The sequence below is a fragment of the Pseudoalteromonas sp. AS71 genome (assembly GCF_038900275.1).
Taxonomy (GTDB): Bacteria; Pseudomonadota; Gammaproteobacteria; order Enterobacterales; family Alteromonadaceae; genus Pseudoalteromonas.
This window is the reverse complement of sequence record NZ_JBBMQZ010000024.1, coordinates 1-22889: the sequence shown is the minus strand read 5'-3', so window position 1 is coordinate 22889 and position 22889 is coordinate 1. Positions and strand designations below refer to the sequence as shown.

16 protein-coding genes are annotated in these 22889 nt (G+C 40.3%); 10 read left to right on the top strand and 6 right to left on the bottom strand.

Features of this window, described 5'->3' with window-relative positions:
- Positions 1-67: 67 nt before the first annotated feature.
- From WNY98_RS16840 to WNY98_RS16830, 3 genes are all read right to left on the bottom strand, one after another.
- On the bottom strand, positions 68-550 hold the full coding sequence (locus WNY98_RS16840) for a DUF3015 domain-containing protein (protein ID WP_024589733.1): 483 nt from the start codon (positions 548-550) through the stop codon (positions 68-70).
- Between the two features lie 169 nt (positions 551-719).
- Positions 720-1109: a hypothetical protein gene (locus WNY98_RS16835; protein ID WP_342878455.1), complete on the bottom strand. Its 390-nt coding sequence runs from the start codon at positions 1107-1109 to the stop codon at positions 720-722.
- On the bottom strand, positions 1106-1411 hold the full coding sequence (locus WNY98_RS16830) for a hypothetical protein (RefSeq protein WP_002962854.1): 306 nt from the start codon (positions 1409-1411) through the stop codon (positions 1106-1108). The genes WNY98_RS16835 and WNY98_RS16830 overlap by 4 nt, the downstream gene beginning before the upstream one ends.
- A 273-nt stretch (positions 1412-1684) precedes the next feature.
- Between WNY98_RS16830 and WNY98_RS16825 the strand changes: the two genes are divergently transcribed.
- Positions 1685-2104 (top strand): VOC family protein, encoded by a 420-nt coding sequence (locus WNY98_RS16825; protein ID WP_002962853.1) that lies wholly within the window; start codon positions 1685-1687, stop codon positions 2102-2104.
- Positions 2105-2297: 193 nt separating this feature from the next.
- Positions 2298-3116 carry a hypothetical protein gene (locus WNY98_RS16820; RefSeq protein ID WP_197186108.1) on the top strand — a complete coding sequence of 273 codons (819 nt, stop codon included), beginning with the start codon at positions 2298-2300 and terminating at the stop codon, positions 3114-3116.
- A gap of 24 nt (positions 3117-3140) precedes the next feature.
- Here WNY98_RS16820 and WNY98_RS16815 read toward each other — a convergent pair whose 3' ends face one another.
- Positions 3141-4025: an AraC family transcriptional regulator gene (locus WNY98_RS16815; RefSeq protein ID WP_076925329.1), complete on the bottom strand. Its 885-nt coding sequence runs from the start codon at positions 4023-4025 to the stop codon at positions 3141-3143.
- 184 nt (positions 4026-4209) lie between these two features.
- Here WNY98_RS16815 and WNY98_RS16810 point away from each other — a divergent pair, with 184 nt between their 5' ends.
- Positions 4210-5355, top strand: coding sequence for an iron-containing alcohol dehydrogenase (locus WNY98_RS16810; RefSeq protein WP_197186107.1), 1146 nt, complete (start codon positions 4210-4212; stop codon positions 5353-5355).
- Positions 5356-5716: 361 nt separating this feature from the next.
- Positions 5717-6163 carry a DoxX family protein gene (locus WNY98_RS16805; protein ID WP_170072678.1) on the top strand — a complete coding sequence of 149 codons (447 nt, stop codon included), beginning with the start codon at positions 5717-5719 and terminating at the stop codon, positions 6161-6163.
- A 56-nt stretch (positions 6164-6219) separates the two neighbouring features.
- Here the strand turns inward: WNY98_RS16805 and WNY98_RS16800 are convergent, their stop codons facing one another.
- On the bottom strand, positions 6220-9306 hold the full coding sequence (locus tag WNY98_RS16800) for a beta-galactosidase (protein WP_342878454.1): 3087 nt from the start codon (positions 9304-9306) through the stop codon (positions 6220-6222).
- 112 nt (positions 9307-9418) lie between these two features.
- On the opposite strand from WNY98_RS16800, the gene WNY98_RS16795 reads away from it, so the two are divergent.
- From WNY98_RS16795 to WNY98_RS16775, 5 genes are all read left to right on the top strand, one after another.
- Positions 9419-10237: an AraC family transcriptional regulator gene (locus WNY98_RS16795; RefSeq protein ID WP_342878453.1), complete on the top strand. Its 819-nt coding sequence runs from the start codon at positions 9419-9421 to the stop codon at positions 10235-10237.
- A gap of 73 nt (positions 10238-10310) precedes the next feature.
- On the top strand, positions 10311-10619 hold the full coding sequence (locus WNY98_RS16790; RefSeq protein WP_024600694.1) for a hypothetical protein: 309 nt from the start codon (positions 10311-10313) through the stop codon (positions 10617-10619).
- A 132-nt stretch (positions 10620-10751) separates the two neighbouring features.
- Positions 10752-12014 carry a TolC family protein gene (locus tag WNY98_RS16785; protein ID WP_342878452.1) on the top strand — a complete coding sequence of 421 codons (1263 nt, stop codon included), beginning with the start codon at positions 10752-10754 and terminating at the stop codon, positions 12012-12014.
- Positions 12011-13258 carry an efflux RND transporter periplasmic adaptor subunit gene (locus tag WNY98_RS16780; protein ID WP_342878451.1) on the top strand — a complete coding sequence of 416 codons (1248 nt, stop codon included), beginning with the start codon at positions 12011-12013 and terminating at the stop codon, positions 13256-13258. The genes WNY98_RS16785 and WNY98_RS16780 overlap by 4 nt, the downstream gene beginning before the upstream one ends.
- Before the next feature lie 8 nt (positions 13259-13266).
- On the top strand, positions 13267-16413 hold the full coding sequence (locus WNY98_RS16775; protein WP_342878450.1) for a CusA/CzcA family heavy metal efflux RND transporter: 3147 nt from the start codon (positions 13267-13269) through the stop codon (positions 16411-16413).
- A 77-nt stretch (positions 16414-16490) separates the two neighbouring features.
- Here WNY98_RS16775 and WNY98_RS16770 read toward each other — a convergent pair whose 3' ends face one another.
- Complete coding sequence (locus WNY98_RS16770) at positions 16491-17726, bottom strand: TMEM143 family protein (RefSeq protein WP_342878449.1); 1236 nt, start codon at positions 17724-17726, stop codon at positions 16491-16493.
- Between the two features lie 361 nt (positions 17727-18087).
- Here WNY98_RS16770 and WNY98_RS16765 point away from each other — a divergent pair.
- Positions 18088-22889: Ig-like domain-containing protein (locus tag WNY98_RS16765; protein ID WP_342878448.1), on the top strand; the 4802-nt coding region annotated here is incomplete at its 3' end.

Genomic DNA, 22889 nt, shown 5'->3' with positions numbered 1-22889 from the left:
ACAAAAGCCGCTAGAGAAATACTCCAGCGGCTTTATTTATACGTATAAAACCGGCTAATTTAGCTGATTAAGAAAGAGTATAAGAAGCAAGTTGTGCGTTACTTGCAAGAACAGTGTTTAGGTTTTCTAAAACTGTTTGTGAAGTCACGTTTTCAGAAGTAAATACTGAAGAAAACTGTGCTTGAGCAAGCTTATTGAACGCTGCTTTATCTTGATCTGCAACACCCCAAGCTTCAGCTAGAGTAGCTAAAGTTTCGCCTTCACCTTTTGACATATCACGAGCAAGTTGCTCCATGTTACCGTCAATGAATAAAGCGATTTTTTCTGAAGAAGTTACTGTACCAGTACCATCACAACCAAGAGTACCAAAAGTGATACCAAAAGTTTGGTTACCAGATGTACCGTTTGTTGTAGCGCCTAAAATTTTAACGCCTTTACCTTGCTGACCTGCAAATAACATAGAACCAAGACCACAACCAATATCTTGGTCAGCCATTGCGTTTGAGAAAGGAAGTAAAGATAGAGCTGCTACTGCGATTAGTTTTTTCATTTTCATAAATCCATATATGATTGTCTTTATTTAGGGTAAATAAAGTTCGCGGAAGATTCTAACAGACTTGCAGAAAAAAGGAACAGGCTAAAACATGAATATTTTACACTCTAATTTTTAAATATATTAAAGTTAATGTCAGGATAAAAATCAGCCTAGTTTCCACTTTTTATTTAACTGGTGGCGGTTTTTTACTTCTTGGGGCACCTAACAAAATACAAGTATGGCAGATACATACAGATAAAAATGCACTAATACCCAACGCACCGCCGTAGCCGTCAAGTTTTGGTACAAGGAACTCAAATAATATTGAAAACAAAATAGATGAGCTTGCTACGGTATAAATACCAAATCGATGTGGGGCGCTCATACCTATGAATGTGCCGCCAAAAAATACAATTGCGTATAAATCGGAGTTCAAATTTAAAGCGCTAAAAATTAAATAAGCAATAATGGAAAGTGAAGACGACGCTCTAACCCCATCAAAGCGGCTATGTTTAGCCAAGTAAAATGTTAAAAAGGCACCAAGCAGTACAAGTAACGGGTATTTAATACTCATAATACAATTCCTTTAGCTAATACAAAAAGTGCCACACTAGCAAAGGCAACACTGCCAAGCTTACCGCCAAAGCCAGTAAACATATTCATAGTAAGCACATACAAACTTGAGCCAATAAGCGAAATAATAGCAATTTCCCAGTAACTGGTAATTAAATGGGTTGAACACATACCGGCAAAGCTACCAGCATAAATTGCAGCATAAGGATGATTTTTATAACGCGCAGGAAAGGGAATAAACGAGCCTATAAGCCCCGTTAGCGCAGCAGAAATTACTAAAGGCAGTGCAAAAGTAGTGTGCATAGCAAAGCAAGCTACAAAGCCTAAAAAGAAAGTAATGAATTTTAAAAGTAAGAATTTAATCATAGCGGCGCATTTTAAACTAATCCTTTTGCGCTTTCTAATACTCTCTAACAAATAAATGTTATAAGTAATTACACATTTAAAAAGCATGTTTTTTAAACGACTTTTAGGTATTAAATATGCTTAATAGTATCGTTGTTAATGTCCTATAAATCACAAATTATGTATAATGGCGATAATTTAATGTATTAAAGTGTTAACCAAGGGTTATTTATGTCTAACTGTTTGCATCTGGCTATTCCGGCTGGCGATTTAAAAGTGGCTAAAGCGTTTTATTGTGACGTACTAGGCTGTAAAACCGGTAACAGTGAAGAAGGTCGCTGGGTAGATATAGACTTTTGGGGTAATGAACTTACCTTGCACCAAAGTGTTGAGCGCTTACCAACAGTTCGCCATGATGTTGATATGGGAGCTGTAGCAGTACCTCACTTTGGGATTCACTTATCTGAAGATGAATTTAATGGATTAAAAAAACGTATTGAAGATGCGGGTATTGAATACCTAGATAAACCATACCGCCGTTTTATTGGTGATGAGTTTGAGCAAGAAACGTTTTTTATTGAAGATCCAAATGGCAATGTGCTTGAAATGAAAACCATGGTAAACCCAGAGGTTTTATTTAAAAAAGTATAAATGCTGTTGTTTAAGTTAAGCTAAAAAACCACTTTAATAAGTGGTTTTTTTATAACTATTAATCAGTGTTTTGATAAATTAGTTAATACTTACAGGTGAAAAAAATTACGCTACATACATGATTTTTATTCACTCTACAATGTAGGTATAGACACGTAGACTTAATTTAAACTCTCATACTTTATTGTTATTTATGCTGCTTAAACTCATAATTGCACCTTTGCTTATTTTACTAATAACATTCGCCCAAAAACGCTTTGGTAGTTTTGTTAGCGGCATAATTCCTGGCTTGCCTATTACCTCTGGGCCTATTTCTTATTTTATAGCATTAGAGCAAGGTAAATTATTTGCTGCAAACTCTGCTGTGGCATCTTTATATGGAATGAGCGGCATAGGTTTATTTTGTTTTAGTTACTTGGTTGTATCACGAAGGTTTGGAATGCTTAAATCGCTTTTTACAGCGTTAAGTATTTGGTGTGTATTTAGCGTTATTACTTTATTTTTACCAGTGAATATTATTGTGGCGAGTGTGGTTTCGCTTTGTATTTTACTCGGTTTAACTATTATCTCTACAAAGCTAAATATATCAGTTGATGCAAAACCATTAAATGCCCGCTGGGAGCTTCCGGTAAAAATGATATTAGTGACGAGCTTTATCGTGCTTGTTACGTTTATATCACAGCATATAGGGTCTGCGTGGAGCGGGTTAATCTCTACCTTTCCGGTTATTTTGGCGGTAATGGGCAGTGTTGCCCACTTTAGTGACAAACAAGCCTCAACGTTTAAAATTCTTAATGGCGGTATTATTGGTTCATTAGGTGGATGTGTATTTTTTGCGGTGATTGCGTTTATGTTAAAACATAATTTTATGATTTGGCAGGTGTACGCAACAGCTGCCATTTGCTCAACGTTATTTACTATTATTTTTAGCCAACTTATTAATCGCCAATTTACTAAGCAAGCTTTGCTAAACACCAAAAAAGCAGTGCTTAAGATTAACTCGCTCGGTTAATTTACATCTCTAAGACCATTATCTTTAGCTATGTAGTTGAGTTAACATTTCACTAGGTGTTTTATTAAAGTGGCGTTTAAATTCGCGGCTAAATTGCGATGGGCTCGTATAGCCAACCTTTAATGCGGCTTCGTTGGCTTTGCTTCCACTAGTGGTTATAAGCTCTTTAGCTTTAGCTAAGCGTACTTTTTTTAAATACTGCAAAGGTGACTCAAACGTTACTTGCCTAAAAGCACGATGGAACGATGATACGCTCATGTTTACATCTTCAGCTAATCCTTCAACTGTAATTTGATTGGCATAACTACTGTGCATAGTTGAGAGCGTACGGGCGATACGCGCATAATGCCCATCATGCATAGCAAGCCCTATTAAAGTATGTCCTTGTGGACCACAAAGTACGCGGTATACCAATTCTTTTACTATATCTTCGCCAAAAACGTCAGCCTCAATGGGGTTATTAAGCACACTAAGTAAACGGTGGGTTACTTGCTCCATTGCACCATCTATTTTAGCCGATTGAACGCCACTCATTTGCCCAGTAGTGAATGGCTTATGTGTACCAATTTGGTTTACTAATTTATGTAACATTACCGGGTTTATATCTATAACAATACCCATAACAGGCAGGTTGTTATCGGTAAAAGCTTCGCACTCAAGTGGTACAGGCACACCTAAAACAAGGTAGTCACCTTCGCCATACTTTATTTGATGATCAGGGAAGTGAATTATTTTATGTCCTTGCCCAACAATAATAATACCTGAGTTATATATAAGTGGCTGGCGCGGCGAGCTTTTACTTGCACGATGAAAATACACACCTGGAATAATGGTTTCCATGTTGCCTTCAAAGTTAAGTAAATTATTGTGCTCTGCAAATTTTTGCATCATGTTGGCTATTGAGGACATTAAAGCATCTACTATCGTACGGATTTTGCTTAAAATATCAATGTTGACAGTTTTAGGCAAGCTTTTGCGAGTTATTGGGCTTTTTTTATGTTTGTTTTGCCACTAATATGCACTCATTGAAGTTTAGCTTAGTGAGTAACTAAGCATTATATTTAGTATTTAACCGTCACCTAGGAGCAAAATAATGAAATTTAGCTACGTAAACCCAACACTTATCCAGTTCGGCCAAGAACAAATTGCCTCACTAACTGATTTGATCGCAAAGGATCAAAAAGTACTTGTAGTGTACGGCGGCGGTTCAATTAAAAAGAACGGCGTGTACGACCAAGTTGCAGCAGCACTTGAAGGCTTTGACTGGGTTGAATTTTCGGGTGTAGGCGCTAACCCAACTATAGAAGTACTAGACCAAGCAGTAAAAATTTGTAAAGAACAAGGCATCGACTTTGTACTAGGTGTAGGCGGCGGTTCAGTAATCGACGGCGTTAAATACATTGCAGCATCTGCAGTTTATGATGGAGAAGGTTGGGATATTCCTACTGGTAAGCACACTATTACTAGTGCATTACCAATTGGTGCAATATTAACATTGCCTGCAACGGGTTCAGAGTCTAACCAAAACTCAGTTGTGAGCAAAGAAGCAACGAAGCAAAAACTACCGTTTGCATCACCAGAAGTACTTCCTAAATTTGCGATTATGGACCCTGATGTAATGAAAACATTACCACAGCGCCAACTTGTGAATGGATTAGTAGATGCATGGGTTCATACCTGTGAGCAGTACCTAACATTCCCTGAAACAGCATTGGTTCAAGAAGGTTACGCAGAGGCACTATTAAGAACGCTTAAAACACTGGGCGATAACTTTGAAAACCAAGACGATGCATGGCGTGCAAACCTTATGTGGGCAGCTAACCAAGCACTTAATGGTTTAATTGGTTCTGGTGTATCGCAAGATTGGGCAACACACATGATTGGCCACGAACTTACAGCTGCTTACGGTGTTGATCATGCTCGTTCACTTGCTATTGTTCAGCCTTCTTTACTACGCAACCAATTTGCAGTTAAAAAAGCAAAGCTTGAGCAAATGGGTAAAAACGTATTTGGTCTTGAGCAATCTGACGACTTAGCTGAGAAAACAATTGAAGCAATTGAAGCGTTTTACCACAGCCTTGACGTAGCAACTGTGCTTACTGAGCATGGCGATGATAAAGCCGCTGCGATTGACAACATTATTGGCAAACTTGAAGCGCATGGCATGCTAGCACTTGGTGAAAACCAAGCTATTACGCTTAAAGAAAGCCGCGAAATTTTAGAGCAAGCTGTTGCTTAATCATTTTAAAGTAACTTAAAACTTAAAGCCGCTAACGTTTAAAGCTAGCGGCTTTTTTGTGAGTTATACCAATCCGCAATAATACTTAATCATTTTGCGGGGCTAAACGTATCGCTATTTGCGTTAAAAAATTCTCATTTAGAACAACTAAATAGCAAATTTTTTGCCTAGTTATCAACACGTTTTTCCATCCTCAAAATAGATCACTTAATTAAGCGAATTGGTATTAAATAAATTAAAAACACTGCATTGATAATTAACCAATAATGCTGGTATTAATGTTTGCAAATGATGATAGTAAACTGTGCTCAACGGTTAGAAGAAATCTAACGCTCAAATAAATTAAACAGGACTAAAACTCATGAAATTACTAAACACATTACTTAGCTCAAAAGCAGGCGCAGCAGCATTAATTTTACGAGTGCCTGTGGGCCTTATTTTAGCTGCGCATGGTGCACAAAAATTATTTGCTTGGTTTGGCGGTTATGGCCTTGAAGGTACAGGTCAATGGATGGCGAGTATTGGTTTAGAGCCAGGCTACTGGTTAGCAATGATGGCCGGTAGTGCAGAGTTTTTTGGTGGTATTGCCTTGGTTATTGGTTTATTAACACGCCCAGCAGCGGTTATTGCTGGCTTTACTATGCTAATTGCTATTTTTAGCGTGCATATTAGTAATGGTTTGTTTATGGCAAACAATGGCTACGAATATGCGTTAACGTTACTTGTTGTAATGGCTGCACTTGCCATTCAAGGAGCGGGAAGTTTTTCGCTTGATAACGTATTAGCTAAAAAACTAGCTAATAAATAACGTTTATAAATTTAAAAAACAGCGGCTAATTTGGCCGCTGCTTTTGTTTAAATAACCTATTTAGCTGAAAAAGTTAAAGAATAACTATACTGCTTTTGCTCAAGTAAATATTCTTTATGGGTGCTTGGGCTCCACGAGTCATCACCACCCACGCCCATATGTTGATGATCAATATGCACATGTACGCAATCATCAGCAATTAGTTCGTTAGTGTGTTTCGCCTGAGTTAACATACTTTGAGAATACTCGCTAGCTGCAAACAAAAACGCGCCAGTCACGGTTAAATTATTAATACTCAGTAATTGGCAATCGCTACGCAGTCCATTATCAGTTGGGAATATATACGGGGTATGTAGCTCATTTAAGCTCAAGCTGTAATAACCTAAACGTGCTGCGGCTTTGCGATCTGGGTAGTTTTCGAAAGGCCCTAAACCTAGCCAGTTTACTTTTGTATCGCTTTGCTTGTTAAGCGTTGTACTTAGCCCTATACGCGGCATTGGCGGCAGGGTATCGTTTAAGTGCACGTTAATATTTAGGCTAATATTACCGGTATTATTTAGTGTATATAGCCACTGTGTTTGAGCCTGTAGCACGCCGTTAAACTCGTAATTAAATACACAAGTAATACGTACATCAACACTTGATTGCACTGCGTGAATTGAGCTACATGTGCGCTGCCATTGCCCTATACCTGCACGCAACCAACGAGCCTCCCACGCATTAGGATCTAGGTTATCTACTTCGCTTACACCAATGTCGTTATCAAGTGGCGCACGATAAAAGCTATCAACCAGTGGGCTACTAATAACCAGAGTATCGTTTTGTAACCACTGCTCTATAAGCCCTGATTGCTTGCTAAAAACAAGTTTAAACTTATCGTTTTCAATACTTAGGTGAGAATCGGTTTCGCTAATATTTATAGCGCTTTGCTTGGAGGTTGGTGTAAATGATTTATCGTTTAAATTATTACTGTTCATTAACTTAAACTGCGCCGTATCCATAATATGTTGAGCGCTTGCAAAGTGTGAGTCGTTAATTAGTGCTACATCTAAATTAAGGTAATATTGCGCACCTTGCTCAAACGCTGTTTTAGTTTTAATCGTTAACGTGTGCGTACTTTGCGGCGCTATATTAAGTACTTGCTCGCCTTGCTCAACACACACGCCATTTTGCATTAACTGCCAAATAAGCTTTTCGTTATCGGTATGTCTAAATACGTAATCGCTAAATACATCAATGGTGTATTGGTTTTGATTTTGCTCACGCAATGTAAATTGTAAATGTTGCTGGCTGTATTTAGCTTCAAACAGGCTAGGGTGCGGTGTTCGGTCTGGGAACAATAAGCCGTTTATACAAAACTGTCGGTCATTTAGTTCATCACCAAAGTCGCCACCGTAAGCCCAGTAATGCTCACCGTTTTCGTCTGTTTTAGATAAACCTTGATCTACCCAATCCCAAATAAAGCCGCCTTGCAGGCGTGGGTATTCTCTAAATGCTTGCCAGTAATCGTCAAAGCTACCTAGGCTGTTACCCATTGCATGGGCGTATTCACATAAAATAAGTGGGCGAGTTTCACCCGGTAGGCTCAACCATTTTTTAATAGAGTATTTAGGTACCGCATCGTCTTCAATATCGGTATCTACACGGGCGTACATTGGACAAATAATGTCGGTAGCCGTTGTATTTGCGCCGCCGCCCTCGTATTGCACTGGGCGAGAGGGGTCAAAGCTTTTTGACCAGCCGTACATAGCATCATGATTTGCACCGTGCCCGCATTCGTTACCCAATGACCAAATAATAATTGAGGCGTGGTTTTTGTCGCGCTCAACCATTTGCGTATAGCGCGACATAAATGCACCGGCCCACTGCGGATCGCTCGCTAAACGCCCCATAGGAAACATGCCGTGGGTTTCTATATTGGCTTCATCTACTACGTATAAACCTAGCTCGTCACATAACTCGTAAAAGCGTGGATGGTTAGGGTAGTGAGCAGTACGCACGGCGTTAAAGTTATTTTGCTTCATCAGCTTAATATCTTCAATCATATCGGCGGTAGTAACTGTATGACCGTTTTCAGGGTGGTGCTCGTGGCGGTTAACGCCGCGAATAAGTAGCGGCTTGCCGTTTAGGCAAAGCTGCCCGTTAAGCATTTCTACTTTTCTAAAGCCAATGTTGTAGGCTTCTACATCTACAGTGTTGCCTTGCTCATCTAACAGGCTTACAACACAGCTGTATAAGTAAGGGGTTTCGGCGGTCCATTTCTTAGGGCTTTGTATATCAATTGTTTGAAATACGACATCGCTCCAGCCGCCTTTTTCATCAACACGTTTATTGTTAGTGCTTTGAATCTGTGGCTCGCACAGTGCTTGCTCGTTATCAAAAACTTGCACTGCTACTTGATAGTTATTTGGCGCATTAATCGCGGTTTTTATATGTAGCGTTGCATCACGGTAGCAAGCGTCTAAATCGGGGGTTATAAACACATCACGTATTTGTTTTTGTGGTTTTGTAAGTAAGTTAACATCGCGGAATATACCGCTTAGCCACCACATGTCTTGATCTTCTAAGTAACTGCCATCGCTCCAGCGAATAACCATAACCGCAATGCGGTTGGTGCCAGCCACTAACAGTTTGCTTAAATCAAATTCGCTTGGTAAGCGGCTATCCTGCGAGTAGCCCACCCATTGCCCGTTACACCAAAGGTGAAACGCCGAGTTAACGCCTTCAAAAATAATATGATTACGCTGAGCTAATTGATCCGCCGTAATCGTAAATTCAGTGCGGTAACAGCCTGTAGGGTTATCGCTTGGTACAAAAGGCGGGTTAACTGCAAACGGGTATTTAACATTACAGTAAATAGGTTTATCAAAACCGTGTAATTGCCAGTTAGAAGGCACTGTAATGCTTTGCCAGTCGCTGTTTAGTGTTTTACTTAGCAACGACTCATCGACCGCTTCGGGTTTATCAAATAATTTAAAATCCCACTGACCGTTTAAACTTTGCTTTTGCGATTGTGTGTTAGTACGGGCATGTTCAACGCTTTTAAAACCATTGAGTGGGCTGTGCGCTTTTACTTGATTAACTTGTACTGAAATTGGGTTTTCCCAATCGCGGCGATTAATTATGTGCTCTAAAGAGGTCATGTTTATCCTATTGCATAAGCGGGCAATTATAATTTGCTAAATATAGCTAAAAATAATCGCAAGGGTTATGCTTAAAGCTCTCTTTTATTTATCCAAAACTATCATTGTAATTATGCGCTATAACATTAAAGATATACTCGATATTGGTCCGCGCTGTATAGAACGCTTTATTGATTCACAAACGCTCGCGCAAATACCAAACCTTGAAATAGCACTTGCGGGTTGCTCAAACCTATCGGGTCGTTATTGCGTAGCACGCTCAGCACCGCTAGAACATACACTTTTTTATACACTTGCTGGGCAGGGTAAATTAACAACACAAAATGAGCAGTACACACTTAATGCCAATACACTTATTGTGCTACCCGCTAAGCAAAGCTTTGAAATTAAAATTGATGCTGAACATTGGGATGTTATTTGGTTAAACCTTGCAAACACTAAACGTTGGCAGCATTTAAATTTAGCGCAAGCATTGGTGTTAACCGATCAAAAGCTTGAGCCGTTACACCTTGCTATGGAGCTTTTATATAGCGAGCCTAATGCTAATTTACGCGAAAGCGTCATGCCTATTTTAAGTCATTACTTAAATGCTACGCTGCAAAATAACTCACAGGGTGCGGCGCATAACCGTTTAATTAGTTTGTTTGAAGAGGTAGATAAGCGCTTACAGTTTGATTGGACAATAGAGGCAATGTGCGAGCATGTGCATTACTCATCGCCGCATTTACACCGTTTATGCCAAGCGCTATTTGGTAAAAGCCCAATACAACAACTTATTCATTTACGCATTGAACGTGCTAAAAACTTACTGTTAAACACGGCTTGGCCAATTTCGCATGTGGCAAGTTATGTGGGGTATTCAAATATTTTTATTTTTTCCAAACGTTTTAAGAAGTCGGTAGGTGTGTCGCCATCAATGTATAGAAAGTAGCTCGTTACTTTTTGAAGTGTTTAATGTATTGTGCGTGCGTTGTTAATTGTATTTTTGGATTTTATAGGTCGCAATGCGCTCAAACTACTTTTTAGTCGTGATACTCCTAGTGCTTGTACACAGCTTTATTAGCTGTGACGCGGCCGTGTATCATTTACAAGAAGAAGTCGATCACGTTACCCATATTCATTCTCAAACAAGTTTAGAAGATGAAGACGCTCAATCACCTACTGAAATTCATGCCCATCAACATTGCCACTGTGGTTACTACAGTACGCTAAATCATCCAATAAGTCCTGAGCAAAGCCAAGCAACGCAGCCAGCTTGTTACAAAGGCTTAAATTATCCGCCAGATGTTCCGCCACCTAATTCACTTAGCTAGTTTAATTATTTTTTAGATAATTTCAGTGCATTTTATTGCCTGCGCTTATATGCGTTAAAGGTACTATTTTGCCTATTTAGGGTGCTTACGATTTGTAACACACCCACTGTTTGTTAAAAACGGACACGCTATATGAATAAAAAACCAATAACGCTGGTGGCGCTACTGTGCGTATTGCCTGTATTTAGCGCATTTGCTAACAGCGAAAATCAAAAAGTATTAACCCTTAAGCAAGCGCTTACAAATACTGAGCAGCAAAACTTACAGCTTAAACGCTACCCTTATCATCAAAAAATATTGAGTGCGCTTAAAACCCAGGCTGCGCTTGCACCTAATCCAGAGATGAGTTTTGAAGCTGAAAATTTTTTAGGGACCCACGGCTCCCATGCATTTTCGGGGGCGCAGTACACACTTGCACTGAGTCAATTAATAGAGCTTGGCGATAAACGCCAGAACCGCGTTAATTACGCGACTGCAAATATAAAAGCGCAAACAATTGAGTATAAAAATACGCGCTTAGCGCTTTTTGCTACTACTACTGAGCGTTATTACCAAGTACTTAAATTTCAGGCGTTAATAGCTTTAAATGAGGAACGTAAAAGTACTGTTAAGCAGGCGCTTAAAGCAATAGAAAAACGCGCTGAAGCGGGTGCGGTTTCACAAGCTGATGTAACACGTATGCGCTATGCATTAAGCCAAGTAGATTTAAATACTGCAATGCTACAAAGTGAATTTGAACGCTCGCGCTTAGCACTTAATGAGCTTTGGCAAGAACCGCTAGTGAGTGATTATTATGCTGGGGATTTATCTACAGTTACAGAGCTTAAAAATGAGCAAGCATTACTTGATGCAGTAAATACAGCACCAGACTTTGCTTTGTTACAGCAGCAATATATGCAGCAAACGGCTAACTTATCGCTACAAAAATCAAACGGGGAAAGTGATTTAACACTTAGCGGCGGCGTGCGTTATAACCAACAAACAGATGCCAGCTCGTTTGTATTTTCGTTTTCTATGCCGCTACAACTGAGTAATTCTAACAGCGGGAATATTGAGGCGGCTCAAAGCCAGCTTGCACTGCTGAATGAGCAGCAAGGGCAGTTACGCATTCAACTTCGCCAGCAAATACGCACCTTGTACGCGTATTACCAAGGTAAAGCTGCGCAAGCACAGCTGTTGACACAGCAGGTAATTCCACAAGCACAAACGCTTATAAAGCAAAGCTTAAAAAGCTATCAGCAAGGGCAAATTTCGGTACTGCAATTACTCGACGCTCAACAAGCTTTATTTGATTCTAAACGCGCACTTATCACCACTCATAGCGAGCTGTACCAAGTGCTACTTACCCTTGAGCGTTTAACTGGCCAACCTTTAATTGAGACTCATCAATCATGAATAAAACTCTTATCGCATTATTAATTACCCAGCTGTTTGCATTCTCGCTATTTAGTAGCACGGCTATGGCATCTGACGACAATCATGAAGAAAGTCACGAAGAAGGTCATAAAGATGAACACGCAGAAAAAGGTCCTCACGGCGGATTTTTACTAACCAATAACAAACTTGATTTAGAGCTTAAATTAACGCAATTTGCAGGTAATACGGAGCTGCGAATATATGGTTTTGATAATAATAAAGCCGTTGATATAAACCAGTTAAGCGTAACTATTAATGTGCAGCGTTTAAGTGAAAAACCACAGCTTATTCGCTTTAAAGCAGAAGATGACTATTTAGTAAGTACCGTAAGTGTAAACGAGCCGCACTCATTTAAACTTGACGTTATGGCACGCTATAAAGGGGCTAAAATAAATTATCATTATGAGCAAGAAGAAGGGCGCACCACACTAAGCACCCAAGCAATTGAGCGCGCAGGTATTAAAACCCAACTTGCTCAGTCAGGCAGTGTTGAGCTGATGGATACTTTATTTGGTGTAATAGCACCAACCGCGCACGGCACTGTTGAAGTAATGGCGCCTTACACCGGTTTAGTTAACGATATATTTGTCAGCATTGGTCAAAACGTTAAAAAAGGTGACAAGCTTGCAAGCGTAACTAACCGCGAAACACTGCAAAATTACATCATAAAAAGTCCTATAACGGGTGTTATTACTGAGCAATATTTAAAGCGCGGTGAGCTTGCAAATAATGCGCTAATGCAAATAGTAAACTTAGAAACCGTATGGGTAGAGCTATCGGCATTTCCTGAAAATATTGAAAAGTTAGCCATAGGGCAAAACGCTAAAGTGTACGACTTACACCATCATTTAAACGCGCAAGGCGAGGTGTTTTTTATCGCGCCAATGATGAGCGGCGGGCATATTGCGCGCGCTCGGGTTGAGCTTAAAAATCCAGACGGGCATTGGCGACCAGGCATGCACGTTAATAGCGATATTAGCACTGCAAATATAAATGCGGCTGTACGCGTTAAAGCGACTGCTATTCAGGAATTTAACGGTAAATCTAGCGTGTTTATTAAAAACGGTAATGTTTTTGAAGTACGCGCTGTAAAGCTCGGTGCTAAAAATAGTGAATGGGTTGAAGTGTTAGAAGGACTTTCTGTTAATAGTGAGTACGTAACTGAGAACAGTTATGTAATAAAAGCAGATATTTTAAAAAGCGGCGCTAGCCACTCACACTAGGAGACAGCATGATTAACTGGATAGTTTCTTTTGCGGTTAAACGCCGCATGATGGTGCTTGCACTAACGCTTTTATTTGCAGGATTTGGCGTATACAACACACAAAACTTAGCGGTTGACGCCGTACCCGATATTACTAACGTGCAAGTGCAAATAAATACCAAAGCGCCTGGTTTTACCCCGCTTGAGAGCGAGCAGCGCATTACCTATTTAATCGAAACTGCGATGGCGGGTATACCAAAGCTTGATTATACTCGTTCGATTTCGCGTTATGGGCTCTCGCAAGTAACCGTTATTTTTAACGAAGGCACCGATATTTACTGGGCGCGCCAGCAAATTAGTGAGCGCATTCAAAGTATTCGCTCAGACTTACCTGCCAATATTGAGCCAAACTTAGGGCCAATTGCCAGTGGCCTAGGGGAGATTTTTATTTACTCGGTGCATGCAAATAAAGACGCATTAAAAGGCGATGGAACCCCATTTAGTGCAGAAGACTTACGTACTTTGCAAGATTGGGTTATTCGCCCGCAGCTTTTAAAAGTGAAAGGCGTTACCGAAATAAACAGCCAAGGTGGCTTTGAGCGCCGGTACCAAGTAGCGCCAATGCCCGAAAAACTACTCGCTTACAAGCTCACGCTAAGCGATGTTATTACTGCTCTTAAATTAAATAACAGCAATCAAGGTGCCGGATTTATAGAGCGCTTTGATGGGCAATATTTAGTGCGCTCACCAGGGCAATTAAAAAGCATTGATGATATAGCCAACACGGTTGTTGCTAAGCGAGATGATGCACCCGTTCGCATAAAGGATGTGGCTAACGTGCGTTTAGGAAAAGAGCTCAGAACAGGCGCAGCCACTTATAACGGTGAAGAAACCGTACTCGGTACTGCCATGATGCTAATTGGCGAAAACAGCCGCGTAGTTGCAAAAGCCATGGCAGATAAACTCAAAGACGTACAGCTAAGCTTGCCTGAAGGTGTTGTGGTTGAGGCTGTTTATGACCGTACAACCCTTGTTGATAAAACCATAGAAACTGTAAAAACTAATCTGTTCGAAGGTGCTGTATTAGTGGTTGTTATTTTACTGCTACTACTGGGTAACGTAACTGGCGCATTGATTACGGCAATGGTTATTCCGCTTAGTATGTTATTTGCCATTACAGGCATGGTGGGTAATCGGGTATCGGGTAATTTAATGAGTCTAGGCGCAATCGACTTTGGTTTAATTGTTGATGGCGCTGTTATTGTGGTTGAAAACTGCCTGCGTCAACTCGGTATGGCTCAGCATAAACATGGCAGGTTGCTTACATTAAACGAGCGTTTAAATGTGGTAACCGCCGCCACTAAAGAAGTGTTCAGCCCTGCAGTATTTGGCATTTTAATTATTATGCTGGTGTATTTACCGTTATTTGCACTGAGCGGGGTTGAGGGCAAAATGTTTCAGCCAATGGCATTTACCGTTGTTGCAGCACTAGTTGGCGCACTTATTTTTGCCGTTACCTTTGTACCTGCCGCTATTGCGGTATTCGTACGTGGCAAGGTGAGTGAAAGCGAAAATGCAGTTATGCGTGGTATTAAAAAAGGCTATAAACCGCTACTTGGTCTATCGCTTAAGTTACCGTGGGTGATGGTATGTATTGCGGGTATTTTAGTGATTGCACTTGGCTTTAAAGTTAAAAATATGGGCGCTGAGTTTTTACCGCAGCTAGATGAAGGCGATATAGCCATGCATGCACTGCGTATTACCGGTACCGGTATTGAGCAATCGGTAAAAATGCAAAAAGAGCTAGAGCAAGCCATTTTAGCCATACCTGAAGTTGAAAAAGTATTTTCAAAAATTGGTACGCCCGATGTAGCAAACGATCCGATGCCACCTAACGTTGCCGACACTTTTTTAATGTTAAAACCGCGCGATCAATGGCCAAATCCTACTTTATCTAAAGAAGAACTCGTTAAGCAAATTCGCCATTTAGTAAATGAAGTGCCAGGTAATAACTATGAATTTACGCAGCCGATAGAAATGCGCTTTAACGAGTTAATAGCCGGTGTGCGCGCCGATGTTGCAGTGCGTATTTATGGCGATGACTTATCAACATTAAAACAGTACGGCGAAAAAGCCACAGCCTTGGTGCAAAACATAACCGCTGCAACCGATGTACGCCTTGAGCAAATGGAAGGTTTGCCTACGCTTTCGGTTACGCCGCTTCGCGATCATATGGCGCTACTAGGTTTAACCGTAACCGATATACAGCAAAGTGTGAGCGCTGCGGTAGGCGGTGTGCAAACAGGGCTTATTTTTGAGGGCGATAAACGTTTTTCGTTATTAGTGCGTTTGGATGAACGCTGGTCTAGGGATATAACACAGCTTGCGCGTTTGCCGGTGGCAGTGCCAAAAAGTGCTAACCCAGACCTTGCATTTGTACCGCTTGGCGAAGTGGCGACAATCAGCATTGAAAAAGGGCCCAATCAAATAAACCGTGAAAGCGGTAAACGTAATGTAGTTGTTACTGCAAACGTAGAAGGGCGCGATTTAGCAAGCTTTGTAAGTGATGCGCAGGCGGCTTTAAATTCAGATCTTAATTTACCAAGTGGTTATTGGATTGAATATGGCGGCACGTTTGAGCAATTAGAATCAGCAAGTAAGCGTTTATCGCTGGTGGTGCCGGTTACTTTATTACTTATATTTGGCTTATTGTACAGCGCCTTTGGATCGCTGCGTGATTCGTTAATTATATTTAGCGGCGTACCACTTGCGCTTACCGGTGGCGTGCTTGCGTTATTGCTACGCGATATGCCGTTATCAATATCGGCAGGCGTTGGCTTTATCGCGCTAAGTGGCGTAGCCGTATTAAACGGTGTGGTTATGCTGTCGTTTATTAAACAATTAAGAGCCGATGGGCTTAGTTTAATTGATGCGATACAAACCGGTGCACTTTCGCGCTTGCGTCCAGTATTAATGACCGCTTTAGTGGCAAGCTTAGGGTTTGTCCCTATGGCGCTAAATACAGGTACTGGCGCTGAGCTACAAAGACCACTGGCAACCGTGGTAGTTGGCGGTATTATTTCATCAACTCTACTTACGCTATTAATATTGCCTGCACTTTATAAATTAGTGCATGCGAAGTTTAATAAGCAAAAAGAGGCTGAATTAGCTTAAATACTAGCTATTAATGATGTAATAAAAAAGCAGCTGAAGTTTCAGCTGCTTTTTTGTTATTAATTAAACCGTACTGGTTAATTATATTGAAAAAGGTTATCCCAGCGCTCATCAAGAATAGCTTTTGCATGGTCTAAACTTATTGCGCTATACACGTCATTAGTGCACGTTACTAAACGCATACGTACCAGCTTTTCAAGCGCGTCAGTAATTTCAAAATCAAGATCGCACTGATATTTGCTTTTAAACCAATGCTCTATTTGTTCATCAAGCGTTTGTGCGGTTAAGCCACTTTCTGATTTTAATAAAAAAGTATAAGCAAGCAGGGCTTCTTTTATGTCTTCTTCTTCGGCAGCATCAATAAGCGTGTGAAAAACACCCGCGTTGTTATCGAGGTTTTTAAAGTAGAGATTATCGCTAAGCGCTTTCATAAATTTAATTTTACGGTTTTTAAACTTACTCCATTCTTTAAAAATAAAGCTGCCAAATACTCCCATGCCAATAGCAAAGGTAATAAAATGTTGTTGGGTCATTTCTACAGCTTCACTTCTAAAGCCACCCCAAAAAGCAAACAGAGCAAGCAATAATACAATTGATGCACCAAGTTTGGTAATAAGTACCACTGCACCGCCAACTAAAGCCGATGAGCCAATAATTGCTTTATCGATAGGGCGCATACGTACTTCACTATTAGGAAATAGCATTTCGAGATCGGCCTTTGGTACATTTTGAAACAGCTTTACTATGGTTGAACTTGGCTCAAATCCCATTGGCGTTTTATTTTTAGCTTTAAAATAAGCGCTATCTTTAAAGCGAATAAACACAGCAACACGGTCGTAATTAGTAAAGTGCAGCGGCTTTTTACGAAGGCCCCAAAAGCTGGTAATCGTTTCAGTGAGTTGCGACTCGCCACGGCGATAAAATACCACTTCTTCAAAGTCGTCAAACTCAACCTCAAGGCGCACCTTAAATAGTGACTCTTCATTTAATGCGTCTTGTAAGTCTTCATTGGTGATCACTTCAAAATTAGCAGCGTTTAATACTTTAGCGAAATCTTTAGCAAATTCATGTTGGCATTGTGCTTTTTGCTCAGCAGAGACTAGAGTAAGTATGCGGGTATCACTATTAGGGTTAAATGGCGCGTAGTTATTTTTAAGTGCTTCAAGTACCGTGTGGTAGTCGTAATGAATAAGGCTAACTAATAAATCACAAAACTGTTTAAACGATGTCTGTTGTGTGCTGCTATTAAGCTCTTCGCTACATATATCAACAATATCTTGCTTTCTGAACGGAATAAAACGCGAGTTTTGCATATTTTTTTGACTGCTTTCATACATATTAAATTTAAAGATCGTTATTATTATACTTTGTTAACTAATTGAGTTCGATCTATTTAATTTAAATGTTAGTAGTACAAGTAAAAAATTATAAAGTATGTTTTATTTTGAATTAAAGTAAGCTTTTAGTTTTGTTTTGTTTTTTTTGTTAGTGATAAAGAATTACTTATTCTTGTTTGTTAATTATGTAATACTGGTTATATATAAATATATAGCAATAACGATGTTAAATTAATGTAATTTAAAATTGTTTTTTTGTAATGCTTTATCATGTATTATAAGACAAATAAATTGTCGTTTAATTTAACCTAATTTTGTAAATTGCCTAGGATCTATTTTGGAAAATATAAATCAAGCTGTTGTAATTGTTGAGCTACTAAATAATATTTGGATCGTTATGGAAAATGGTGACTGGGTTAAAGTTGACTCAGTTCCAGAAGAATTACGAGACCTACCAATATTAAATAGTAGCGCTATTGAACTTGAAGGTAACGAACTTATATTTCCTGAGAGCGATCAAAATTTTATCGTTCCAAAAGATATTATAGCACAGCTTGTTACAGATTTAGGGCAAAATGCTTCGTTTGAACAACTCAGTGTTGACAATAATGCTACTCAAACTAGCCGAGTTGATGGAAGCCAAGCAGCAATGGTGCTTCAATTAATTTCGCGTCAAGCGCAGGAATTAGTACCTGATTCTGGTTATGAAACCACACCAGATGCAACGGCTAAAGAAGAAGATCCAAATTTTATTGAGTTTACGCGAGATCCTGTATTTAACGTGGGCCGTTTAGGCGGTGACGGTATATATATAAATAAATATGATGCTGTTGCTTTAGAGTTTTCAGGCACTGTTGAAAATGTTGCCGATGGTACGTTGATTCAAATTATATTGAGCGACCAAGACGGTAATGAAATAACAATAACAACCGAAGTTCAAAATGGTTTCTGGTCTGTAGAAAATATTGATATTACAGGACTCAATGACGGTGAAGTAACCGCAAGGGTTTCTTTAGTCGGCGGCAGTGAAGATGACTCAGCTAGCGAAACAAAAATTAAAGACACGCAAGCAAGTATATTTATTGATTTTGAAGATGGTTTAAATACAAATACTCCATTAGAAATTGCTGGTGAAGTTATAGATGTTCAAGATGGACAGTTAGTAACCGTTGATATAATTGATTCTGAAGGGAATGTAGTTGCAACCTATGAAGCAACAGTAGTTAATGGTCAATGGAGTATTGGTCCTGAGCCATTTATAGATTTAGCAGATGGTAGCTTTACTTTACTAGTCAGCACTATAGATGAAGCTGGAAATGATACTCAAATTCAAAAAACTTTCTTAAAAGATACCACCGCGATTATTACTATTGAAGTAAACGAAACTGAAGATGGCGTAATAAGTGGTTCAGAAAATTTAGTTAATATAACTGGTACTGTCGTAGGTATTGAAGACGGTCAAACAGTATCAGTTATTCTAAAAGATTCAGAGGGTAATGAAGTTATTGTTGAAGCTGTCGTAATCGATGGTCAATATCAATTAGATGTTGATATTTCGACTTTAAATGATGGTGAAATTAGCGCAACGGCCGAAGCTCAAGATTTACTTGGTAATGCCGCAACAACTACGCAAGTGATTACTCAAGATGCAACGGCTGCGATTACGGTTGAAATAGATAAAACCGAAGATGGTGTAATAAATAGCGAAGAAGATACAAACGTTACTATTAAAGGTACCGTCAGTGGTATTGAAGATGGCCAAACAGTCACTGTTGTTTTAAGTGATGGTGTAAATCCTCCAATCACAGTAACAGCGATTGTTGTTAATGGTGCTTATGAACTAACGGGTGTTGATATTTCATCATTAAATGATGGAACAATATCAGCCACTGCAACAGCACAAGATTCTGCTGGAAACCCAGCAAATGCCTCCGATGAAACTCAATACGACAGCTCGGTTGCTGCTAACTTAATAGCGCAAGATATAGACGGTATTATTAATAGTGCGGAACAAAATAATGTAACTCTAAGCGGCTCTGTTTCAGGTATTGAACCAGGACAGTTAGTTACTGTTACATTTACAGATAGTAACAATGGACAAGTAGTTGTTACTACACAAGTTGATGAAAATGGTAACTGGCAAATTAGCGGCGATATTGAGTCACTTCTTGATGGTGAAATTTCAGCTGAAATTAGTATTTTTGATGCAGCAGGAAACGAAGCAACGCAAAGTGTTAATTTTTCAAAAGATACACAAAGTACTCTTACCCTAGAAATTGATAAAACTGAAGATGGCATTATTAATGGTAGTTCTGAAAATACTGAATTATCACTAAGCGGTATTATAAATGGTGTTGAAGATGGTCAAGAAGTTACTATTATCTTTACAGATTCAGCAGGCAATAAAGTAGAAGTTACAACTATCGTTGAAAATGGTAGTTATGAATTATCTGATGTTGATATATCAGCATTGGTAGACGGTGATATATCAGCGACTGCAAGTGTTGTTGATTCAGCCGGAAATATTTCGCAAGCTACAGATTCTTTTGAGCAAGATAATACAGCAATTATTACTGCCAGCATTGATAAAACCGACGACGGTGTTATTAACGGTAACGGCGAAAGTGCCGCAATTGTTGTTCGCGGTACCGTTACCGACGTTGAAGACGGTCAAACAGTTACCGTTACAATTAGTGATGGTGTTAACCCGCCAGTTGAAGTACAAGCAACCGTTCAAAACGGTGAATATGTAACAGATCCTATTGATGCAAGCAGCCTAAACGACGGCACATTAACAGCCACAGTTAACGTCTCAGATGCTGCAGGCAATCCTGTAACAGCGCAAGATTCAGTTGAATTAGATAACACCGCTGCCATTACCACCAGTATTGATAAAACCGACGACGGTGTTATTAACGGCAATGGCGAAAGCGCCGCAATTATAGTGCGCGGTACGGTTAGCGACGTTGAAAACGGTCAAACGGTTACCGTTACAATTAGTGATGGTGTTAACCCGCCAGTTGAAGTACAAGCAACCGTTCAAAACGGTGAATATGTAACAGATCCTATTGATGCAAGCGCATTGAACGACGGCACATTAACCGCCACTGCAACGGCGTCTGATTTAGCAGGTAACCCTGTTAGCGCTGAGGATTCAGTGGAGCTAGATAATACCACTGCAATAACCGCCAGTATTGATAAAACAGCCGATTCAGTAATTAACGGTAACGGTGAAAGCGACGCTATCATTGTGCGCGGTACGGTTACTGACGTTGAAGACGGTCAAACGGTTACAGTAAGCATTAGCGATGGTGTTAACCCAGCAGTAACCACAACGGTAATAGTGACCAACGGCGAATACGTAACCGATCCGATTGATGCAAGCAACCTTAACGATGGCACATTAACCGCGACCGCAACAGCGTCTGATTTAGCTGGCAACCCGGTAACAGCGCAAGATTCAGTAGAGCTTGATAACACCGCTGCAATAACCACAAACATTGATAAAACAGCCGACGGTGTTATTAACGGCAATGGTGAAAGCGACGCTATCGTTGTGCGCGGTACAGTTACGGATATTGAAGATGGTCAAACGGTTACCGTTACAATCAGTGATGGTGTTAACCCGCCAGTTGAAATACAAGCAACCGTTCAAAACGGTGAATATGTAACAGATCCAATTGATGCTAGTGCATTGAACGACGGCACATTAACCGCGACCGCAACAGCGTCTGATTTAGCTGGTAACTCTGTAATAGCGCAAGATTCAGTTGAATTAGATAACACCGCTGCCATCACCACCAGTATTGATAAAACAGCCGACTCAGTTATTAACGGTAACGGCGAAAGTGAAGCTATTGTTGTGCGCGGTACAGTTACCGATATTGAAGATGGTCAAACGGTTACGGTAAGCATTAGCGATGGTGTTAACCCGCCAGTTGAAGTACAAGCAATTGTTAATAACGGCGAATATGTCACAGATCCAATTGATGCTAGCAATCTAAACGACGGCACATTAACCGCTACAGCAAGCGTATCGGATGAGGCAGGTAACCCTGTAACAGCACAAGATTCAGTCGAGCTTGATAACACCGCTGCAATAACCACAAACATTGATAAAACAGCCGACGGTGTTATTAACGGCAACGGCGAAAGTGAAGCAATCGTTGTGCGCGGTACAGTTACGGATATTGAAGATGGTCAAACGGTTACCGTTACAATCAGTGATGGTGTTAACCCGCCAGTTGAAGTACAGGCTACGGTTCAAAACGGTGAATACGTGACCGATCCGATTGATGCAAGCAACCTTAATGATGGCACATTAACCGCTACTGCGACTGCATCTGATAAAGCAGGCAACCCTGTAACAGCACAAGATTCAGTCGAGCTTGATAATACGGCTGCCATCACCACCAGTATTGATAAAACAGCCGACGGTGTTATTAACGGCAATGGTGAAAGCGACGCTATCGTTGTGCGCGGTACAGTTACGGATATTGAAGATGGCCAAACGGTTACGGTAAGCATTAGCGATGGCGTTAACCCACCAGTTGAAGTACAAGCAACTGTTCAAAACGGTGAATATGTAACAGATCCAATTGATGCTAGTGCATTGAACGACGGCACATTAACCGCGACCGCAACAGCGTCTGATTTAGCTGGTAACTCTGTAACAGCGCAAGATTCAGTTGAATTAGATAACACTGCTGCCATCACCACCAGCATTGATAAAACAGACGACTCAGTTATTAACGGTAACGGCGAAAGCGCCGCAATTGTTGTACGCGGTACGGTTACCGACGTTGAAAATGGTCAAACGGTTACCGTAACATTGAGCGATGGAATAAACCCAGTGATTGCAGTGCTTGCAACCGTAATTAATGGTGAATATGTCACAGATCCAATTGATGCAAGTAGCCTAAATGACGGTACATTAACCGCGACTGCAACAGCGTCTGATTTAGCAGGTAACCCTGTTAGCGCTGAAGATACGGTAGAGCTTGATAACACGGCAGTAATCACCACCAGCATTGATAAAACAGCGGATAGTGTTATTAACGGTAACGGCGAAAGTGAAGCAATCGTTGTGCGCGGTACAGTTACCGATATTGAAGATGGCCAAACGGTTACGGTAAGCAT